Consider the following 18,564-nt stretch of genomic DNA (forward strand, 5'->3'; position numbering starts at 1 on the left):
TAAACCTAGTAAAAAACGTGCTATGCACGTTTTTCAAAAATGTATAAACAAGTAAGATTATTTAGAGAATCCTTCAAGAATATCATTCACTTCGGATGCTAACATAACAGTTAATTTAATTCTTGCCTTTTTACTATCATAATCTTTACCTAAAATTACACCTTTATTAACTAAATCATAGGCACTTCCGTAATAATCATAAGTAGGATATACTTCGCCTTCTTCAGAACTTGTTGTGATGATTACTTTAATGCCATCTTTTACAGCTTTTTCGATTTCTTCAGTCATATGTGGAGATACTTGTCCTCTTCCAACACCTTCAAGGACAATACCTTTAGCGCCATTTTCAACAGCTGCTTTAATTAAATATCCTTTTGCTTCAATATAACATTTAATTATATCTACTTGAGGTAATTCACTTGTAATTTTGTATTTATCCTTTAATACCGGTTTTTGATAGATATGTACTTTATCGTTATCGATAATACCTAGGTATCCGAAGCCAAATACGTTAAACCCTTGAATATTAGATGCATGTTCTTTTTTTACATATCTTGCAGTAAAAATACGTTCATTAAAGACAACAACTGTACCTACGTTTCGAGTATATTCGTCAGATGCAGTATAGATTGCATGTCTTAAATTGATAAAAGCATCGGTACCTAATTCACCTGGTGATCTTTGAGAGCCAGTAATAACAACTGGACGATCATCGTCAATTGTTAAATCTAAAAAATAAGCCGTTTCTTCTAACGTATCAGTTCCATGGGTAACGACAACCCCATCAATTGTTTCATCTTGATAATATTCTTCAATTTTATTCTTTAACAACATCCAATGTTCGAAGCCTATGTGCATACTTGGAACTTGGAAAAAAGAATCAACAATAACATTTATATCTTTTGGTAAATTGAGCATTTCTGCAATTTCTTGACCTGACAATGCCCCAGAATCTAATTTACCTGATTCTGCATTTGGTTTACTAGCAATCGTTCCACCCGTTGTTATTAATACTACTTTTTTCATTTTCAGCACCTCATTTCACAAGAAATTATAACATTTTAAAATTCTTTAAGTAAACAGAAAACGGCTTGAAAATCTTTAATAAAAAAAACGTAGCATAGCTACGTTTCATTTTTTGAAATTATTTATTACTAACTAAGTGAGAAACGATTAAGTCACCGTGAAAACGGCCATTTTCTATAAAAATTTCGTTTGCATTGTTTCCAGCAGCAATTACCCCTGCAATATAAATGCCTTCAATATTTGTTTCCATTGTTTCTGGGTTGAATAATGGTCTTCCTGTTAGATCATCTACTTTAACGCCCATACTTTTAATTAATGTATGATCAGGGTGGTAACCTGTCATGGCATAGACAAAGTCATTGTTAATCTCAACTATTTGTCCTTCTTTTTCGTATACTACTGATGATTCTTTTATTTCAAGTAAATTTGCGTTAAATTCCATTTTAATTGTTTCAGAACGGACAAGTGCCTCGAATTCTGGTAGTACCCATGGTTTAATACTTGGTGAATAAGAACTGCCTCTATAAAGTACAGTTACATCCGCTCCACACTTTTCTAGTTCTAGTGCTGCGTCCACACTTGAGTTTTTCCCACCAATAACGACAACTTTCTGATTAAAATGTTTATGGCCTTCAAAAAAGTAATGGGATACTTTATTAAGCTGTTCACCAGGTGTTAATAAGTAGTTTGGTTGGTCATAATATCCGGTTGCTACAATAACAGCTTTGGCTTCATAACGTTTTTCTTCACCGTTAATTGTAACTGATTCGATGATAAAATCACTTTTCTTACTAACCGTTTTTACCTCTTCATAAGCATTAATTTTTATTCTATTTCGTTTAACAACATCACGGTAATATGCTAGAGCTTGGTGTTTTTTTGGTTTTCTACCTTCAATAATAAATGGAATATTTCCCACTTCTAATTTTTCACTTGTACTAAAAAATGTTTGATGAGTTGGAAAACGACTGAGGGTATGAACTATATTTCCTTTTTCAATTATTAATGCAGAAATCCCCTTATTTTTTAATGCTAGATAAGCTGCAATACCACAGGGTCCTCCGCCAATGATTAGAACTTCAACTTTTTCCATTTGAAACATCTCCAATAAACTAGAGTCTTAATTATATTTACTATTACTATTTTACGTAAAATATTCAATTTGTCTAATAATAGCTAATCATAAAAAAACAAGATGGATTTTCTCCACCTTGTTTTTATCAGCAAATATAATCTTATACCCAGCCTCTGAATCGGCTAGCTTCAGCCATTTTACGCGCACCAACCATATAAGCAGCTAATCGCATATTCACTTTTCTATTTACACTTGTTTCATAAATATTATTAAATGAACGTACCATAACTTTTTCTAATCGCTCTTCTACCTCTTCTTCAGTCCAGTAGTAACCTTGGTTATTCTGCACCCATTCAAAGTAAGAAACAGTTACGCCACCAGCACTAGCTAATACGTCTGGTACTAGTAAAATACCGCGCTCTGTTAAAATCTTAGTAGCTTCAAGGGTTGTTGGTCCGTTAGCAGCTTCAACTACAATATTTGCTTTAATATTATGAGCATTATCTTTTGTAATTTGATTTTCAATCGCTGCTGGCACTAAGATATCACAATCTAATTCTAATAATTCTTTATTTGAAATTGTATTATTAAATAGTTTAGTAATTGTACCAAAACTATCTCTACGATCTAATAAATAATCAATGTCTAAGCCGTTTGGATCATGAAGTGCACCATAAGCATCAGAAATACCAATAACTTTTGCGCCAGCATCATGCATAAATTTCGCTAAGAAGCTACCTGCATTACCAAATCCTTGGATAACAACTCGTGCACCTTCTAAGTTAATACCTCTACGCTTTGCTGCTTCACGAATTACAATCGTTACACCTTTAGCAGTAGCTGTTTCGCGGCCATGAGATCCACCTAATACTAATGGTTTACCAGTAATAAAACCAGGTGAGTTAAATTCATCTATTCTAGAATATTCATCCATCATCCAAGCCATGATTTGTGAGTTTGTAAATACGTCTGGAGCTGGAATATCTTTAGTTGGTCCTACGATTTGGCTAATTGCACGTACATAACCGCGGCTAAGTCTCTCTAACTCACGGAATGACATATCACGTGGATCACAAACGATTCCACCTTTACCTCCACCATATGGTAAATCTACAATTCCACATTTTAAGCTCATCCAGATTGAAAGGGCTTTAACTTCATTTTCTGTTACATTTGGATGGAAACGGATACCACCTTTTGTTGGTCCTACCGCATCATTATGTTGAGCTCTGTAACCAGTGAAAATTTTCACTTGTCCATCATCCATGCGAACTGGAATTTTTACAGTCATCATACGAACTGGTTCTTTTAAAAGTTCATACATTTCATTTGAATATCCTAATTTTTCTAACGCTTCTTTAATAACTACTTGTGTAGGCGCTAGTACATCTAAATGTTCTTCTGTGTTGCTATTTTTCTCTGTAGATTTCTCGGCAACCATTGTAAACCCCCTAGAAATTTGAACTATGAAAAGATTCATTCATTCTGAAATTAGTATACAACTTTCCATCCCTTTTTGAAAGTTATAAACACATAGAAAACAAAATATAATATCCGTTTAATGTAAGCGTTTTCTAAGGTCATTATACTCCTATTTCCAAAATTTGAAAAGGAAAGAATATGAAGAAATACAATATATTAATAAAAAATTTACAAAAGTAAAACCTCTCGTAATAAATTACTGAGAGGCTTTATTTTTAACGAAATAAAAATGCAGTTGTTCAATAGCATTTTCTGAGATAAGTTCTTTACCATATTCAATAATACGGTAAATTGTTCTTGTGGAAGGATTACCATATTCAGCTAAGATCGCATAAAATGTTTCACGATCTAGTCTTCCAATTTCATTCTCCTCGAACTTTAAGTAAAACGTATTTTCAAAAGAGAATAATCTCCCACCTAAAGCATCACATGAAACCAATTTTTCAGAAAGTAGGATTAGATCATCTAAAGTAGAAAACTCGTACAATATATGTTCACTTTCATCTAGGATTACTTCCATCGAGATAAAATCGTCTTGAAATTCATCTTCCTCTTCTTCAATTTCATCGGATTTTGTTACAATTACAACCATTCCTTGAGCTTGAAGAGAGAAAACTTCAACGGATACTTTTCCATCTACTTCGAAACCTAGTTCTACGCTAGCTTCATGCATCATATCTTGAAAAAGCTGTTGAACTTTTGGCGCATTATACCATAAGTCTTCTTTTGTCAGACCACGTTCAGATAAATCATCAGATGTAAGAAAAACTTTTATTTTATTGTAGTTCAACCGTTCCAACCTCATGAACTAGCCTCCTTGCTGCATTTACCATAGTACAGTTTATGTTTTTATATAATTTTGGTGATTCTAAAGTCAAAATTCATTTATAATTAAAATTCTGCTTTAACCATTCATCCCAGTTCGATTGTTGACTACCAATATAAAATTCCTGTATGGAATCCATAATTGGGCTCTCACAAGTTGAAACTGCGTGTCCACCAATTCCGATAATGATATCAGGTTTAATTTTTTTAATTATGATGGCTAGATCAATTGTTTTCTTTAAATTTTCTCTTAAAGTACAAGTCATGATAAATCCAGCAGGATTCACTTCATTTATTACTTGTTCAACATCGTTTGAATCAATTGATGCTCCTAAATAAATTACTTGAAAACCGATTCTTCTTAAATAAATCGTAAAAATTAATAAACCTAATTCATGCTTTTCTTCTGGTCCACAAACTGCGATTAACTTTGGCAAATGTTTATTGTTAGGTGAATTTTGATAAATCATCCCTAATCTCGTTCTCAAAAAAGATGTTGCAAAATGTTCATGAGCACTTGTAATTTCACCATTACGACATTTATCACCGATTAATATAAAAACCTTAGAAATAATTTTAAATAATACTTTATCGACAGAAAAAAGACTAAAAGCGTCATTCACATAATTGTGGGCTTCACTTTCTTCAAAAGATAATAATGAAGAAACAATTCGATTTACTAGCGCATCTGATTGAAGATTTTCAGTAAGAGAGCTGTCATTTGACGACTTATGCTCTTTAGCTTCGTATAAATTAATTGCTTGTCCAATTGTAAACCCTTCATTAACTTTTTGAACGAGCCATTTTAAAATGTAAACATGTTCCTCTGTATAAAGTCGATGGCCAGCATCATTTCGTACAGGACTTATAATATTATATCTTCTTTCCCATGCTCTTAATGTGCCTGGTAAAATCCCAACAATGTTAGAAATTGCTTTAATATTGTACTTTCCTATTTGGGCCAATTTTTCTTTCCTCCTGCATGTAAACAACAAACACTTATTTCATAACTTCAAAATTTAGAACTGTTATTGTGTTTTGTTTGCGAATTCCTTTATTGTTGTGTAGCTCCAAATATACCGTTTTCTGATTACGATGTACATTTAATTGACTTCTTTCAAACAGATAAACTTGAATACTTTCAAAATTACTACGATGACTATCCGTGACTTCAGTATAGCTTGTTAATATACTAAGTTCATCTTCATAACGCTCTTCAAGTGCAAAGTCTAAATGATCTCTCTTTGTTTTCACATCATCTAAACCAACAATCGAAAACTTCGTACCATTTTCAGTTTCAAATGAAGCACTTTTATTTTCTAAAATTGTAACTTTACAATCTAGTAATAATGCATTTAGATCCCTATAATTGCCACTATAGTCAAAATCATTCCACAAAAAATAGACAGGAGCAATAGAAGATAAATAGTGAATGTTTTCATCTTTATATTTTTTTGACTTCTTTTTTGAGTAACCACTTAAAAGAATTAATGTATTATGATTGCAAATTTTTTCAATCTCACTCAATTTAAAAGGAATATCGCCTATATTTGGAATCCATATAAGCTGAATTGACTGTAATGAATCATCTAAATTATTTATTTTAATTTTTTTATGTATAATTTCTAGCTTACTTTTTCGATTAATCAACAGAATAATTGCTACAATTACTACGAATCCGATCAATGATATTATTTTTATTTTAATTTCCCCCTTGTAACTTAACCCATTAATGAAGTAAATGTCAGTAGTTTCTCTGATTTTACTTCATTCAAAAAATCAACTTAATTTATTTCTTTTTGTTTCTGTTCAAAGTGCTTTTTTTTATTATACAAAAACTAGTAGAAATTGAAAAATTTTAAACAACAAAAAAACTTATGTCCGATGATACAAAATGGGCATAAGTTTTTAATTTAAGTGAATTATGTTTTAATCGTTTTGAAAAGTCTATTTTCGTATGAGCAAAATAAGAGCATTAATCAATATTTAGTTTCAAAAAAATTGAAAAACAGATTTTCAATATTAGTGTTTAACTGTAGAATTTTCTATTTCATTCGTAACAGATACTATTCTTAGACCAAGTTCTTCAAATTTACGTAAAATTTTATCGATATTTTTATTATCATCTATTTTTAAGACAATTCTTCTTAATAAATGATCTTTTGAATCAAAAGTTACTAGCGAAATTATATTAATCCTAAAATGGTGAAGATACTCAAGTAATCTTGCTAATTGCCCTTCCTTCTCCATACTTGTCATTGAAATTCTTATTCCTCGACAGTCCTTTCCAAGTACTTCTTGAAAAATCTCAATTACGTCATATCTAATAACTAGTCCAACAAAATTTCTCTCATCATCAACTACCGCAATTGATGGATATTTTTTTAACGAATTCATTGTATCTTCATATGGCTCATCCGCTTTAACATAAATTGTTTTATGTGTTGCGATTTCACCTATTTTTATCATCGTAATATATTCTTCTTTTGGTAATTCATTATAAAAGCAACTTCTATAAATCTCTGCTTGAGAAATCATTCCAATATATTTATTACCCGCTAATACGGGTACACTATCAATTTGCTTTTCCAATAAAAGTTTTATTGCACTTTCTACAGTATCATTTGATTGGACCGTTATGACTTGATGTTTTTGAAGCATTCGATGTTTTGCTAACACTCTTTAACACTCCCTTCACTCTATTTATAACATAAAAAGAAAGCATCCGATTAAAGAGAATTTGTCTAGATTTCGAATTTCAATTTCATTGGATTTTATATATTACTTAACCTTATTTATCCACATCAACATTCAATGGGATTTTTAATATCTGGCCGGGCTTCACTTCGATCCCATTTAAATGATTTGCATCTTGAATAATTTCTTCTCCATCACGATTACCATAATATTTCATTGAAATAGTAAATAATGTTTCCCCTCTTTGAACTTCGTGATTAATCTCTTCAACACCTACAGTTTCACTTGAATCTGTTTGGGGTTTTATTATATTTTTTATCTCTTTTTTGATTGGAGCTTTTTTCTGTGAGTCATCTTTTTTTTGTTTTTTTAAATGATCGGTAGTTGCTAATTCAACCTTTTCAAATTTATTTGAAGGAATGATTAAACTTCCTTTTTCAGTAAAAATTTTATCGTATTTACTATGTACAAATTTCACTACTCCAAATGGTAGCATGATAAAGATTATGACTAAAGCAGTGATTAAAGGATATTTTATTTTCCACCAAGGCCTTCGTTGATCCTCTTTTATTTTCATTGTTTCACTTCTTGGTGGTAGATTTAACAAATCAACGGCTTTATTTTGGTCATTTATTTTCTTATTTTTAAATTTCCTATTTTTATTCTTTCGACTTAAGTCAGCTATACTATTAGTCTGAAGCTCATTTTTCATTCTTTGTCTTCACTTTCCAAACTAAATTTCATATACATTCCTAAAACATAATCTAAAATAAAATGTGCGATAAATACTATCACAATATTATTTGTTTTCAAATATAAGTATCCTAAGAAAAAACTTTCAATTAATACAATTGTAAGTAAAATTGGTTTTTTCACATATCGAAAATGAACTAAAGCGAATACAACTGATGCAATAATTAGTCCAAATTTAGCTTGAATAAATCCTCTAAAAAATAATTCTTCTGATAATGCGATTAAAATACAAAGAATCGTCATTTCAGGGACTGAAAGTGACGTAAAGAATCTTTTATTAAATCCACCATCATCTAACAAACGCTCCGGAATCGTATAATTTAATAAAATATTAAATAGGACGAGTGAGAATCCAGCACCGAATCCATATAAATATGTTTTATAACTTTTAAATATATGTAAATCATCTATAAATTTTTCTGTACCAATAAAAAAAGCAATACATAAAATAGCGATTACTAAAATGATAAACTGCGTACCATATACGCTTTTCTTCAAATAGTTAACTGGAATTTCTTGACGGTTTAATTCGCTTTCCATATAGATTCCTCACAGCCCCAATTTATTTCTTAATTCTTGTTTCCATGAAAGTACTTTATCATTTTCATTTTTCTCATGATCAGTTGAACAATAGTCTTCAAACGATATACCACAAATATTACAGCAATTTTTTGGTCTCTGTACTAATATTTCATCAAAAAGTAAAAGATATTTTTCGCGATAACAAGTGGATGAAGCTAGAAAATCCATCATCGCTTTAAGTTTTAAATATTTTACTTTTTTTCGCTCCGAAATTAACTCTTTAATCGATTCTAATAAGTCATTATTTATTTTTTCTAAATGCAAGTTTTCATCTACGATTACATTAAATTTAACCATTTCAGAATGAAGCGTTGTCCACTGTATTTCACTAAATTGAAAAACTGCTTTCCAATTAGATACGACCGTTTCAGTCAATTTGATCGGATTTTCTTCTAATCTATTTAAATACGCTAGAAAAGACTCAACTTGATTTACAGAAAGGATTTCGTCATCAATAAGCCTTAGTGGTAATTCATGATCTTCTTCACAAACAATTAGTATCGCAATACTTGGCTCACCATCTCGGCCGGCTCGTCCAATTTCTTGAAGATAATTCTCGATGTTTGAAGGATACTGATAATGAATAACAAACCTTACATTTGGCTTATTAATCCCCATACCAAAAGCACTTGTACAAACTATGATATCTATTTGATTTTGAATAAATTGTTGTTGAATTAAAATTCTTTGTTCATGTTCCATTCCACCATGATAATAAGCGACTTTGCAATTTAAATTTTCTCTTATGGTATGTGAAATTTTCTCGCAAGTAGCTCTTGTACCACAATAGACGATACCTGGACCAGTTAATTTAGAAAGATGATCAGTTAAAGACGTCAGCTTTTCCATTTCCGAATCTACTTTTTCAACTTGAATTGCTATGTTCTCCCTGTTAACTGAATTGATATATTTTTGAACATGTTTTAACTGTAAAGTTTCGATTATTTCTTCCCGTACATTTTTGCTAGCTGTAGCGGTTAAAGCTAAAACCGTCGGATTATTTAATTTCCGCTTTATTTCCCCTAAAGTTTTATATTCTGGTCTAAAATCATGCCCCCATTGTGAGATACAATGTGCCTCATCAACAACAAATAACGAGATTCTAGACGCAGAAAGCTTTTGTATTAAAAATTGATTTTGTAACATTTCAGGCGAAACAAAAATAAACTTATAGCTGCTTATATTATTAAATAAATATTTTTTTTGCTCAAAGCTTCTAAAGCTATTTAGCGCAATAACTCGTTTATCCCCAAATGCTTTAATCTGCTCTACTTGATCCTCCATAAGGGAAAGTAATGGTGAAACGATTACTACAACGCCTGGCAAAAGTAGCCCTGTTAATTGATATAATAATGATTTACCCCCACCTGTAGGGAGCATTGCTAAAACATCCTTCGAGTTTAACAAATCATTAATAATTTCTTTTTGGTTAATTCGAAAACTTGAATAACCGAATTTTTCGTATAGAAGTTTATTTAGGTCCATGTAGATCACCCATTCTTGCAAGAGTAATACGAATTTGAAAATATGTTACCTCATTTAATAAAGCTTCTTTAATAATTTTTAATTTCCTTGTATTTAGTTCAATAATTTTATTTTTTATTAAAGTAAATTGCTTTGTTGTAATAAATTGATTAATTGGCAATAACTTATCACCTAAAACACACTCAACTATATGATCCTCTATTGTACTAATCTTTAACTTGCGAATCTCAGCTATTTCTTGAATTGTTTTACCATCAGTAAATAATCGCTTCGTTTCAATAGAGGTATTCGTAATATTAGTACTCTTATCTCCATTTACAAATTTACTTAACAAAGGATAATTATTGCTTGGTACAACCAAAATAGTGATCATATGATGTAAAGTATTAATCGAATTGAGATAAATTTTTTCAACACTGACTTTGTGTTCTGATGCAATTTGCTCAAAAGTCATGCCATAAGCATTTGCTCCAGACAATCGTTTCACAAATAGTAATGCGTCTTCGTTACTTATATTTTCTAAAATTGTATGCAATTCTTTGTAAAATTGATTAACTAATTCGTTTTTATTCCCAGTATAATTAAGAATCTCATTTTTTACCCAATCTTGTATATCTTGATCTTGAATAACTGCCCTAAAATATTTTAAATTCATATTCAGATTGGAGACCGTTTGAAAAAATAATGAAAATCTTTTCCAAAATATCTTTTGAATACTAGAAAACCTTAGTCCGTTTATATATGTAAATTCCATAAACTGTATTTTTTGATTTGCTAGATAAGCTTGACCATTTTTATTTAACAAATAGATATTCTTATTTTCAGACTGACCTATATACCCCTTAACCTCTAACCCATTTATAATTTCTTGCATATTCTGATGTGTAAGGAAATGAAAAAGTCCGAAAAATGATGTCACTTGATAAAAATGAGAATCTTGAATAATTTGAGCACTTTGTTTACCTTTTAATAAATACATTATACCTTGGATCGTTCGTTCACCATTATATCGATGAAGTAAAAAAAGGATGATTTCCTCCAATATTGATAGCTTAAACATCATAAACCTCTCAATTAAAATTATTCCATTAATATATTTAAATATTTTTCCGAATAATAATTAGTAGTACTAAAATATTTGTGCATTTTTTCTAAATAGTTTTTATTTCTTCTAGCTTATCATATGTATCAATAACCAAACCATTTTAAACATATAAAAATCATTATTTATTTTATTTGAGATTTCATCATTTCTCGTTTTTTTCAAAACCTTGTACAATTATATTGAAAAGTTTTGGAAACCGTTTTAAAATGTTTACAGGTACATTACAAAAATAGTATCTGTAACAAAAACAGGGAATAATTTGGGAGGTCAATACAATGGCAAAATATACAATCGTTGATAAAGACACTTGTATCGCATGTGGCGCTTGTGGCGCAGCTGCACCTGATATCTATGACTATGATGATGAAGGGATCGCATACGTTACTCTAGATGATAACCAAGGAATCGTTGAAATTCCAGACGTTTTAGTTGATGACATGATGGATGCATTTGAAGGATGCCCAACAGACTCAATCAAAGTTGCTGACGAAGCATTCGATGGCGACGCTTTAAAATTCGAATAGTAAAAACTGCGGCGAAGTTATTTCGTCGCTTTTTTTATTTTTTCAAATGAAAACACGAGCTCAACATACCAGCTCGTGTTCTATAACGTTCAAAGATTATCCACTTATAAGCATTAGGTTTCTCCTTTTTGATACCAGCGTATAATTCATTGTGAATGAACCAGCTACTTGATTATCTTTATCTAATAAGTCAATCCTAGTTGATGATAAACCTTCTTTAACTTCGACTAACTTAAATCTCCTATTCTTCGCTTCTTGTATATTTCTGAATCACTTCTCGTATAAAATTCTGGACCTAATTCTTTTAATAAAATCGCCTTGAATTCGAACTTATAAAACCTTTTCCTAAAAAATGAAGACAGTGCACCCAAAGTCTTGATACAAATTATTTCCTTATTTTACATATTCAGAATTATCTAATAACTGGCTATAATAAATAAAACATCATGAGAGGATGAACAGCATGGAACAGATGACAATTACCGAGAAAAAGACGTTTTTAAACAAGTTATTAGAGAAAAAACAAGTAAAAAAAGACATCGAATTGATTTTACAATATCTCCTTGCTGTTGATGAAGTACTAGCAAACATCTCGTTTATCGAAGATGCAAAAAGTACACCAAATGGCATTGTCTTTAATTTTCGAAATGATAACTACTCATATCCTCAGTTTTCTTATTATGAAAAGAATAAAAAGGTCGATTTGTCATCAGAAACGATTTACCATAAACTTCGATTACATGGGAAGGAAACAAAGTTTTATATTGAGTTGTTATTTGATGTGATGCCGATCGAGTACGCTTTGATCTTAGATATTAATCCGTTTTCGACGACTACCTTTGAACCCAACGAGGAACTACAAACAGAAATCGATGAGTTTCTTTCATCTCTTATAGCTCAAACTATACACACACTTCTTCTTCATCAAATTGATAAAGCACTAGATGAGAGAGACGAACAACAATTTCTTTTGTTATCTTCTCAGCTAATAAACTTAAACTAACAAATAAACCATCTATCATTTGATAGATGGTTCTCTTTTTTTAGAAATTGATATCTCTCATCCAAGGTACTCAAAAAACAAAAAAGTGTCTACCAAAATTTAGTAGACACTTTCATTTATTTATACGTTATGGACATTCATTCTTTGAGTTAACCAAACCTTTAATTTTGGGTAGATAACTAAGAATAAGATCATGATTAATAAACCTTTAATTGCATTAAATGGCATAATTGATGCAACAATTACTTCATTTGGTAGCTTAAAATTCATGAAATGTGCATATGCAGGTAATAACACGAAATAATTTAAAAGACTTAATATCCCAGTCATCACAACTGTACCAACGATTAATCCAAGAGTTAGCCCTTTTACTGAACGGTATTTTCTAAAAAAATACGACGCAGGTAAAATGTATAATACTCCCGCACTAAAATTAGCAAATTCTCCAATTGGTACACCAGTCATACTACCATTAATCACATAATGTAGAATGTTTTTTATTAACTCTATTCCTATTCCTGCTACTGGACCAAAAACAATTGCTCCTATTAATGCAGGTACGTCACTAAAATCAATTGTAAGCCATACTGGAAATGCAGGAAGTGGAAAGTACAGCATCATGAGTACATAAGAAATACTGCTAAGCATTGCCACTATCACCATTTTATTTACTTTGTTGCGTTGTTGCATATTACCTCTCTCCTTTTTCCCGATCATATCAAGAAAAATGAAAGGTTCGCTTAAGTTGCGTTATTATTTGCACATATTATAATAAGTCCGAAATAAAAATGAAAAATAGTATAAAATTATGCAAAAAAATAAAATCCCCTATTTTTTCGAAATAGGGGAGAATTTTCAGCACGCCAAATAAGCGTTCAAAAAGAAATAATTTTTTGAACTTGCGAACCTCCATCTTCTCCCATCCAGACTATACTGTCGGCTCTAGAATCGCACTAGATCCTGCCCAAAAAATCAGGCTCGCGGGCTTATAAGCAATGCTTAATTACCGCCGGTGGGGAATTTCACCCCGCCCCGAAGATAGATCGTTTATTAAATTACAGTTTAATGTTACTAAATTAAATACAGTTTGTAAATAAAAATCTCTGGCTAATCATTTAAAGCATTACTTAGGTTTTCTTGACAAAAACTTACCAACGAATCATCCTTTTGATCATCCGCATATAACAACAGCATAACTGTTGTAAAGACGGCTCTAAACTGTGCTAGTTTCTTTGACACTTCCGATACATTACCATAAGTCTCAAAAAACTTCCCTCTCATATCGTTCGGAATTAGACTATAAATAATTGATAAATCTAATTCACGATGTCCGATATGAGCATCACCCCAATCAATAATTCCTTTAAGTTGGTTTTGTTCATTGACGATCATATTCTTAAAATGTAAATCACCATGAACAAGTACTAATGGTGTCTCACTTTTTATTTCGACTAAGCTTTCAATATAATGATTAATTTTCTGTTTATCTTCAATTAGTTTCTTCTGTATTGCCTGTTGTATATATTTTTTAGCCTGAGGTTTACGGAAGTTTATATCTAATCTCTTCAACTCATCATACGGTAAATTAATATCCTTTAATTCATCGAAATTTATTGAATGTAAATTTTTCAAGAAATTCGCGATTGGTTCAATCATTAAAATTCTCTCAGTCCTATTTAAATTAGTTGGAGGCTTTCCTGCTATGAAATTATATCCTAAAAATGGCCAAGGAAATAATTCAGATGGTTTTCCATCGAGTATTGGTACTGTAGTCTTCAATTCAAAATGATTAAATATAATTGGGAGTAATTTTCTTTCAACGTTTAAAATTGCTACAGCTATTTCTCTTCGCGGAAATCTTAGTAAAATTTCATCATTTAAACAAAAAACAGTATTATCAAATCCTTCGCCAATTTTTTTTATTACGTTTATTTTTATTTTAGGAAATTGTATCTTTACTATTTCTTTCGCTAATTCCTCTTCCATTACAATTGCTGGATCCCATATATTAGTCATTTTTTTCTCCTTAAATCAAAAATAGAACTTCACATATAAATGTACTTTACCAAATTTATTAGTAAATTACATTTAAAATAGAAGTTCTAAGAACAAATACTATTATTAAGGATTTGAAACTATTTTTAATTCATGAAAATTTTTATCTGATATAATATCCTTTAATTTTTCTCGATTTCCTCCGATAAATAAAAGGCCAATCGTTAAAACAAACACCACAATCAACAAACATCTCCTAAGAAAATCAAACATTATTTACCTCCCACCTGAAAATGTAAAAAGTGTCTAATCTGCCCAATAACTCGTGGACTATCAACTGGTAATTCAAAAAAAAATTGGACAAAGCTACTTACTCATTTCAAACCTTTAACTCTTATGTATATTACTTAAGATGTATTGAGCAAATCGAAAATGTAAACGACAAGAAGTACTTTTACTAAACATACACTCAATCATTCTATGATGGAAAAATCTTATTTATACAAAAAAATAGCGATTGATTAGAAAAATTTAACTATTCAATCACTATTTTTCTTATTTATTTTTTATCAGTTCGAAATACGATTGCTCCTCGCTCGTATTCTACATCCTTAATATTTAAACGTGTGTTGATTAACCTTGCAAGTGCAAAGAAATAATCAGATAATCGATTCAAATATAAAAATACTGGAAGATGAATATTTTCTTGCTTCATTAATGTTACGACCGTTCTTTCGGCACGTCTTGTTACCGCTCTTGCTTGATGAATGATTGCAGCAGGCTTTGACCCACCTGGTAAAATAAAACGTTGTAATGGGGGAGTTGCTTCCATATATTCATCGATTAATGTTTCAAGCTCTTCAACCATTTTCTCTGTCGTTTTAAAAGGGATGCTATCCTTTACTACTGCCAAATCTCCACCACAGTCAAATAGTTCATGTTGGATCTTTTGAAGTGAATTGTAAATATCTCTCGTATCTTCATGATCTAAATATGTCATTGCGTAACCAACGATTGTATTTACTTCGTCAATTGTCCCGTATGACTCTACCCTTAAATCATCTTTGTCAACTCGTTTGCCTACTAAGCTAGTCTGACCTTTATCCCCAGTTTTTGTATAAATTTTCATGAAAAATCTCTCCTTTTTTCAATTTTAATTTACAATACATTACTTTTATAAATAATGACTTTTTTATTTGTTTCGGGATTATCTAAAATTTGAAAAGATGTGTCATATAAACCTTTTAATAAATCTTCACTTAAAACTGAGTCTGTTTTTCCTTCGATATAAATTTTTCCGTCCTTTAATCCTACTAATCGATCACAGTAAAGACTTGCTAAATTTAAGTCATGAAAAACAGTTACGATCGTTTTATTCTCATGTTTTTGTAATTCCTTTAAAACATCTAAAATTTTAATTGTATGCATTAAATCTAAATGGTTACTTGGTTCGTCTAAAAAAATATATGGTGTTTCCTGAGCAAAGCATTGAGCAAGAAATACTCTTTGACGCTCACCACCACTAATTTCATTTATGAGGCTTTTTTCCATCTTCTTAGTACCAGTCATCATCATTGCGTTATTGACTGCAGTTTCATCGATTGTGGACCAGCTAGGAAAAAAGGAAGACGAATGAGCAAGACGTCCAAGTTTAACTGTTTCTTTTACCTCATAAGAATATGTATAGGAATTTTGTTGTGATAAAACAGCAATTTTTTTTGCTATTTGTTTATTAGACATACTAGATACAAATTCTCCATCTAACATGACATTTCCTTTAGACGGTTTAAAAAGTCCACTAAGAATATTTAAAAACGTTGACTTTCCACTCCCATTTGGACCAATAATTCCTAGCCATTCTCCTTGATTAATAGAATAAGACAGTTCATCCAAATCAGTATGAATTCCATCATATGAATATGAGATATCTTGACATTTAATCATACTTTTCCCCTATTTCTTTTCAAAGATAGTAATATTAATGCAAATATTGGAGCACCAATTAATGAAGTAATTACCCCGATTGGTAACTCTCTTGGGGCTAATACAACTCTTGATAATATGTCCGACCCGATTAAAAATATTGCGCCATTGATCATTGATAATGGAAGTAATTTTTTATGTAATGGCCCTACCAAAGTTCTAGTAAAATGCGGAACAACTAATCCTACAAATCCAATTGTTCCAGAAACAGCTACTGCTGCACCAGACAAAATACTACCAGTTAACAAAATTAAATAAGTGGATTTTTTTACATCAATTCCAATATGTTTTGCATTTGTGCTACCAAATGTCATCGCATCTAGCTGCCTATTTTGACTAAATAAAATTAAGAAAGAAATGATTAAAAACGGTAATAAACTAAGAGAGTACTGAATGCCCCTCCCACCGATATTACCCATTAACCAGCCAATTACTGTACGTAATTCATTATTTGAAAAAGTTATAAATAATGATAATAATGCAGAACAAAACGAACTTATTATAATGCCACCTAGTATGATTGTCTCTACATTAAGAGATGGATCTAGTTTTCGAACAAATAGTAATAATAAGATGAGTGTTCCAAATCCAAATAATATACTAACAACTGGCAAAGTAAAATAAGTTACAAAAGGTAAGCTTATTTGAAAAAATAAAACAACCACTGCTCCTACAGAGGCACCTGAAGAGACACCTAATGTAAAAGGATCAGCTAATGGATTTTTAAGTATTCCTTGAAATGCAACACCTGCCAACGAAAGGCTAGCACCGACTAATCCAGCTAACATTACCCTTGGCACTCGTATATTCATGACAATTGTTTGAATATCAGCTGGAACATAATCAGTTTTAAATAGAGCATCTGAAAAGCTAGAAATAATAGAAGAAAAGGGAATCGATGTAGACCCAATCGAAACCCCTAAAATAAATAAAAAAATTAATAAGATAAATGGAATTAAAAAGATTAAATATGTATTATTTATAAAGCTCTGGGTAAACCGCCTTTGCAATTGCTTCGACTCCCTCTGCAAGTCTTGGACCAGGTCTAGATGTTGTATCTGAATTAACATCATATACACGGTGATTTTTAATTGCGTTTACTGTTTGCCAGTTTTTCCTAGCCATTACAGTTTTTTCTAAATTTGGAACATAATATCCATAAGTAGTTAAAATCACATCAGGATTCGCTTTAATAGCTGATTCCTCACTATACTTAACCCAACCTTTTTCACTTTCAGCTACGTTTTTAGCATGAACAATCGAAAGCATTTCATCTAAGAACGTACCTTTACCTGCTGTATATATTTCAGGTGGTCCTGATATTTCAAGCCAAACCTTTGGATTTGTATTTGCTTTAGCTGTTTTTTTGCTAATTTCATCTAATTTTGTTTTCATACCAGTTACTACTTTTTTCGATTGCTCAGTTTTTCCCGTTATTTCTCCAACTTGTTGAATTGTATCATACACGTCATTAATAGTTGCAGCATTTTTTACAACAAAAACATTAATCCCCGCTTGTTTGATCTGTTCTAAACCGTCAGCAGAAATTCCTAAACTTGATTCATGCGCTAAAACTAAATCAGGTTTTAATGAAATAATTTTTTCAACATTATAAGTCATATCGGCATTATTTCCGCCAACTTTATCAATTGATTTTACTTCTTTTGGATAATTGTCAAAATCTGTTACCCCTACTACATCCTTGCCATCACCAATAGAAAACAAGATTTCAGTATTACTTGGAATAAGTGATACGATTCTTTTAGGTGCCTCTTTAAAGCTAACTTCTTTGTTCGTTGCATCTTTTACAGTCATTGGAAAAGTTGCTTGTTCACTCTTACTTACATTCGATTTTTTTTGTGTGGTATCATTATTACAACCAAATAATCCTAAACACAATAACATAATGATAAAACTTGATAAAAACTTCTTCATTTAAATCCTCCTATTATTTTGGAAAGCATAAAAAAACCCATTCATTTTGAATGGGGCTGAAACAACATATAAATACAAGAATTCTTGCAACTGC

At 30.9% G+C, this 18,564-nt stretch carries 20 protein-coding genes and 1 riboswitch; of the genes, 2 read left to right on the top strand and 18 right to left on the bottom strand.

The window, feature by feature from the left end; translation table 11 throughout:
- Positions 1-57: 57 nt before the first annotated feature.
- From V5E38_RS11860 to V5E38_RS11910, 11 genes are all read right to left on the bottom strand, one after another.
- Positions 58-1,026 (bottom strand): asparaginase, encoded by a 969-nt coding sequence (locus tag V5E38_RS11860; protein WP_499213429.1) that lies wholly within the window; start codon positions 1,024-1,026, stop codon positions 58-60.
- A 118-nt stretch (positions 1,027-1,144) separates the two neighbouring features.
- Positions 1,145-2,119, bottom strand: a complete 975-nt coding sequence (locus V5E38_RS11865) for a YpdA family putative bacillithiol disulfide reductase (RefSeq protein WP_499213430.1) — start codon at positions 2,117-2,119, stop codon at positions 1,145-1,147.
- A 142-nt stretch (positions 2,120-2,261) separates the two neighbouring features.
- A complete protein-coding gene (locus V5E38_RS11870; RefSeq protein ID WP_098233016.1) occupies positions 2,262-3,542 on the bottom strand; it encodes a Glu/Leu/Phe/Val family dehydrogenase in 1,281 nt (426 codons plus the stop codon).
- Positions 3,543-3,779: 237 nt separating this feature from the next.
- Entirely contained in the window at positions 3,780-4,388 is a 609-nt protein-coding gene (locus V5E38_RS11875; protein ID WP_025672362.1) for a genetic competence negative regulator, read from the bottom strand.
- Between the two features lie 76 nt (positions 4,389-4,464).
- A complete protein-coding gene (locus V5E38_RS11880; protein ID WP_335447919.1) occupies positions 4,465-5,373 on the bottom strand; it encodes a MerR family transcriptional regulator in 909 nt (302 codons plus the stop codon).
- A gap of 34 nt (positions 5,374-5,407) precedes the next feature.
- On the bottom strand, positions 5,408-6,058 hold the full coding sequence (locus tag V5E38_RS11885) for a hypothetical protein (protein ID WP_499213431.1): 651 nt from the start codon (positions 6,056-6,058) through the stop codon (positions 5,408-5,410).
- 372 nt (positions 6,059-6,430) lie between these two features.
- The gene (locus tag V5E38_RS11890) at positions 6,431-7,087 is read right to left on the bottom strand and encodes a CBS domain-containing protein (protein ID WP_499213432.1); all 657 of its coding nucleotides are present in this window, start codon (positions 7,085-7,087) and stop codon (positions 6,431-6,433) included.
- A gap of 112 nt (positions 7,088-7,199) precedes the next feature.
- Positions 7,200-7,817: a LysM peptidoglycan-binding domain-containing protein gene (locus V5E38_RS11895; RefSeq protein ID WP_499213433.1), complete on the bottom strand. Its 618-nt coding sequence runs from the start codon at positions 7,815-7,817 to the stop codon at positions 7,200-7,202.
- A complete protein-coding gene (locus V5E38_RS11900) occupies positions 7,814-8,398 on the bottom strand; it encodes a CPBP family intramembrane glutamic endopeptidase (RefSeq protein WP_499213434.1) in 585 nt (194 codons plus the stop codon). Before V5E38_RS11900 ends, V5E38_RS11895 begins: the two co-directional genes overlap by 4 nt.
- 9 nt (positions 8,399-8,407) lie before the next feature.
- Positions 8,408-9,925, bottom strand: a complete 1,518-nt coding sequence (locus V5E38_RS11905; protein ID WP_499213435.1) for a RecQ family ATP-dependent DNA helicase — start codon at positions 9,923-9,925, stop codon at positions 8,408-8,410.
- Entirely contained in the window at positions 9,912-10,985 is a 1,074-nt protein-coding gene (locus V5E38_RS11910) for a YpbB family protein (RefSeq protein WP_499213436.1), read from the bottom strand. The genes V5E38_RS11905 and V5E38_RS11910 overlap by 14 nt, the downstream gene beginning before the upstream one ends.
- 320 nt (positions 10,986-11,305) lie before the next feature.
- On the opposite strand from V5E38_RS11910, the gene V5E38_RS11915 reads away from it, so the two are divergent.
- Together V5E38_RS11915 and V5E38_RS11920 are read left to right on the top strand one after the other, a co-directional pair.
- The gene (locus tag V5E38_RS11915) at positions 11,306-11,554 is read left to right on the top strand and encodes a ferredoxin (protein WP_025672247.1); all 249 of its coding nucleotides are present in this window, start codon (positions 11,306-11,308) and stop codon (positions 11,552-11,554) included.
- Positions 11,555-12,017: 463 nt separating this feature from the next.
- Positions 12,018-12,557 (top strand): YpiB family protein, encoded by a 540-nt coding sequence (locus V5E38_RS11920; RefSeq protein WP_499213437.1) that lies wholly within the window; start codon positions 12,018-12,020, stop codon positions 12,555-12,557.
- Between the two features lie 120 nt (positions 12,558-12,677).
- Here the strand turns inward: V5E38_RS11920 and V5E38_RS11925 are convergent, their stop codons facing one another.
- The 7 genes from V5E38_RS11925 to V5E38_RS11955 form a co-directional block, all read right to left on the bottom strand.
- Positions 12,678-13,247 carry an ECF transporter S component gene (locus V5E38_RS11925; RefSeq protein ID WP_025672334.1) on the bottom strand — a complete coding sequence of 190 codons (570 nt, stop codon included), beginning with the start codon at positions 13,245-13,247 and terminating at the stop codon, positions 12,678-12,680.
- A gap of 217 nt (positions 13,248-13,464) precedes the next feature.
- Positions 13,465-13,601: riboswitch (FMN riboswitch) on the bottom strand.
- 63 nt (positions 13,602-13,664) lie between these two features.
- Positions 13,665-14,573, bottom strand: a complete 909-nt coding sequence (locus V5E38_RS11930; protein ID WP_499213438.1) for a protein kinase family protein — start codon at positions 14,571-14,573, stop codon at positions 13,665-13,667.
- A 105-nt stretch (positions 14,574-14,678) separates the two neighbouring features.
- Complete coding sequence (locus tag V5E38_RS11935; RefSeq protein ID WP_176522614.1) at positions 14,679-14,825, bottom strand: hypothetical protein; 147 nt, start codon at positions 14,823-14,825, stop codon at positions 14,679-14,681.
- A gap of 286 nt (positions 14,826-15,111) precedes the next feature.
- Positions 15,112-15,681, bottom strand: coding sequence for a cob(I)yrinic acid a,c-diamide adenosyltransferase (locus V5E38_RS11940; protein WP_097977985.1), 570 nt, complete (start codon positions 15,679-15,681; stop codon positions 15,112-15,114).
- A gap of 29 nt (positions 15,682-15,710) precedes the next feature.
- Entirely contained in the window at positions 15,711-16,496 is a 786-nt protein-coding gene (locus tag V5E38_RS11945; protein WP_499213439.1) for an ABC transporter ATP-binding protein, read from the bottom strand.
- On the bottom strand, positions 16,493-17,545 hold the full coding sequence (locus V5E38_RS11950; RefSeq protein WP_499213440.1) for a FecCD family ABC transporter permease: 1,053 nt from the start codon (positions 17,543-17,545) through the stop codon (positions 16,493-16,495). The genes V5E38_RS11945 and V5E38_RS11950 overlap by 4 nt, the downstream gene beginning before the upstream one ends.
- Positions 17,511-18,470, bottom strand: a complete 960-nt coding sequence (locus V5E38_RS11955) for an ABC transporter substrate-binding protein (RefSeq protein WP_335447934.1) — start codon at positions 18,468-18,470, stop codon at positions 17,511-17,513. The genes V5E38_RS11950 and V5E38_RS11955 overlap by 35 nt, the downstream gene beginning before the upstream one ends.
- Positions 18,471-18,564 lie beyond the last annotated feature (94 nt).

Source organism: Rossellomorea sp. GAMAL-10_SWC (genome assembly GCF_049568075.1).
Taxonomy (GTDB): domain Bacteria; phylum Bacillota; class Bacilli; order Bacillales; family Bacillaceae_G; genus Gottfriedia.

Bases quoted from the DNA above. Each gene is read 5' to 3' on its own strand.
- V5E38_RS11860 (WP_499213429.1), bottom strand. From the start codon at position 1,026: ATGAAAAAAGTAGTATTAATAACAACGGGTGGAACGATTGCTAGTAAA.
- V5E38_RS11865 (WP_499213430.1), bottom strand. From the start codon at position 2,119: ATGGAAAAAGTTGAAGTTCTAATCATTGGCGGAGGACCCTGTGGTATT.
- V5E38_RS11870 (WP_098233016.1), bottom strand. From the start codon at position 3,542: ATGGTTGCCGAGAAATCTACAGAGAAAAATAGCAACACAGAAGAACAT.
- V5E38_RS11875 (WP_025672362.1), bottom strand. From the start codon at position 4,388: ATGAGGTTGGAACGGTTGAACTACAATAAAATAAAAGTTTTTCTTACA.
- V5E38_RS11895 (WP_499213433.1), bottom strand. From the start codon at position 7,817: ATGAAAAATGAGCTTCAGACTAATAGTATAGCTGACTTAAGTCGAAAG.
- V5E38_RS11900 (WP_499213434.1), bottom strand. From the start codon at position 8,398: ATGGAAAGCGAATTAAACCGTCAAGAAATTCCAGTTAACTATTTGAAG.
- V5E38_RS11905 (WP_499213435.1), bottom strand. From the start codon at position 9,925: ATGGACCTAAATAAACTTCTATACGAAAAATTCGGTTATTCAAGTTTT.
- V5E38_RS11910 (WP_499213436.1), bottom strand. From the start codon at position 10,985: ATGTTTAAGCTATCAATATTGGAGGAAATCATCCTTTTTTTACTTCAT.
- V5E38_RS11915 (WP_025672247.1), top strand. From the start codon at position 11,306: ATGGCAAAATATACAATCGTTGATAAAGACACTTGTATCGCATGTGGC.
- V5E38_RS11920 (WP_499213437.1), top strand. From the start codon at position 12,018: ATGGAACAGATGACAATTACCGAGAAAAAGACGTTTTTAAACAAGTTA.
- V5E38_RS11925 (WP_025672334.1), bottom strand. From the start codon at position 13,247: ATGCAACAACGCAACAAAGTAAATAAAATGGTGATAGTGGCAATGCTT.
- V5E38_RS11930 (WP_499213438.1), bottom strand. From the start codon at position 14,573: ATGACTAATATATGGGATCCAGCAATTGTAATGGAAGAGGAATTAGCG.
- V5E38_RS11935 (WP_176522614.1), bottom strand. From the start codon at position 14,825: ATGTTTGATTTTCTTAGGAGATGTTTGTTGATTGTGGTGTTTGTTTTA.
- V5E38_RS11940 (WP_097977985.1), bottom strand. From the start codon at position 15,681: ATGAAAATTTATACAAAAACTGGGGATAAAGGTCAGACTAGCTTAGTA.
- V5E38_RS11945 (WP_499213439.1), bottom strand. From the start codon at position 16,496: ATGATTAAATGTCAAGATATCTCATATTCATATGATGGAATTCATACT.
- V5E38_RS11955 (WP_335447934.1), bottom strand. From the start codon at position 18,470: ATGAAGAAGTTTTTATCAAGTTTTATCATTATGTTATTGTGTTTAGGA.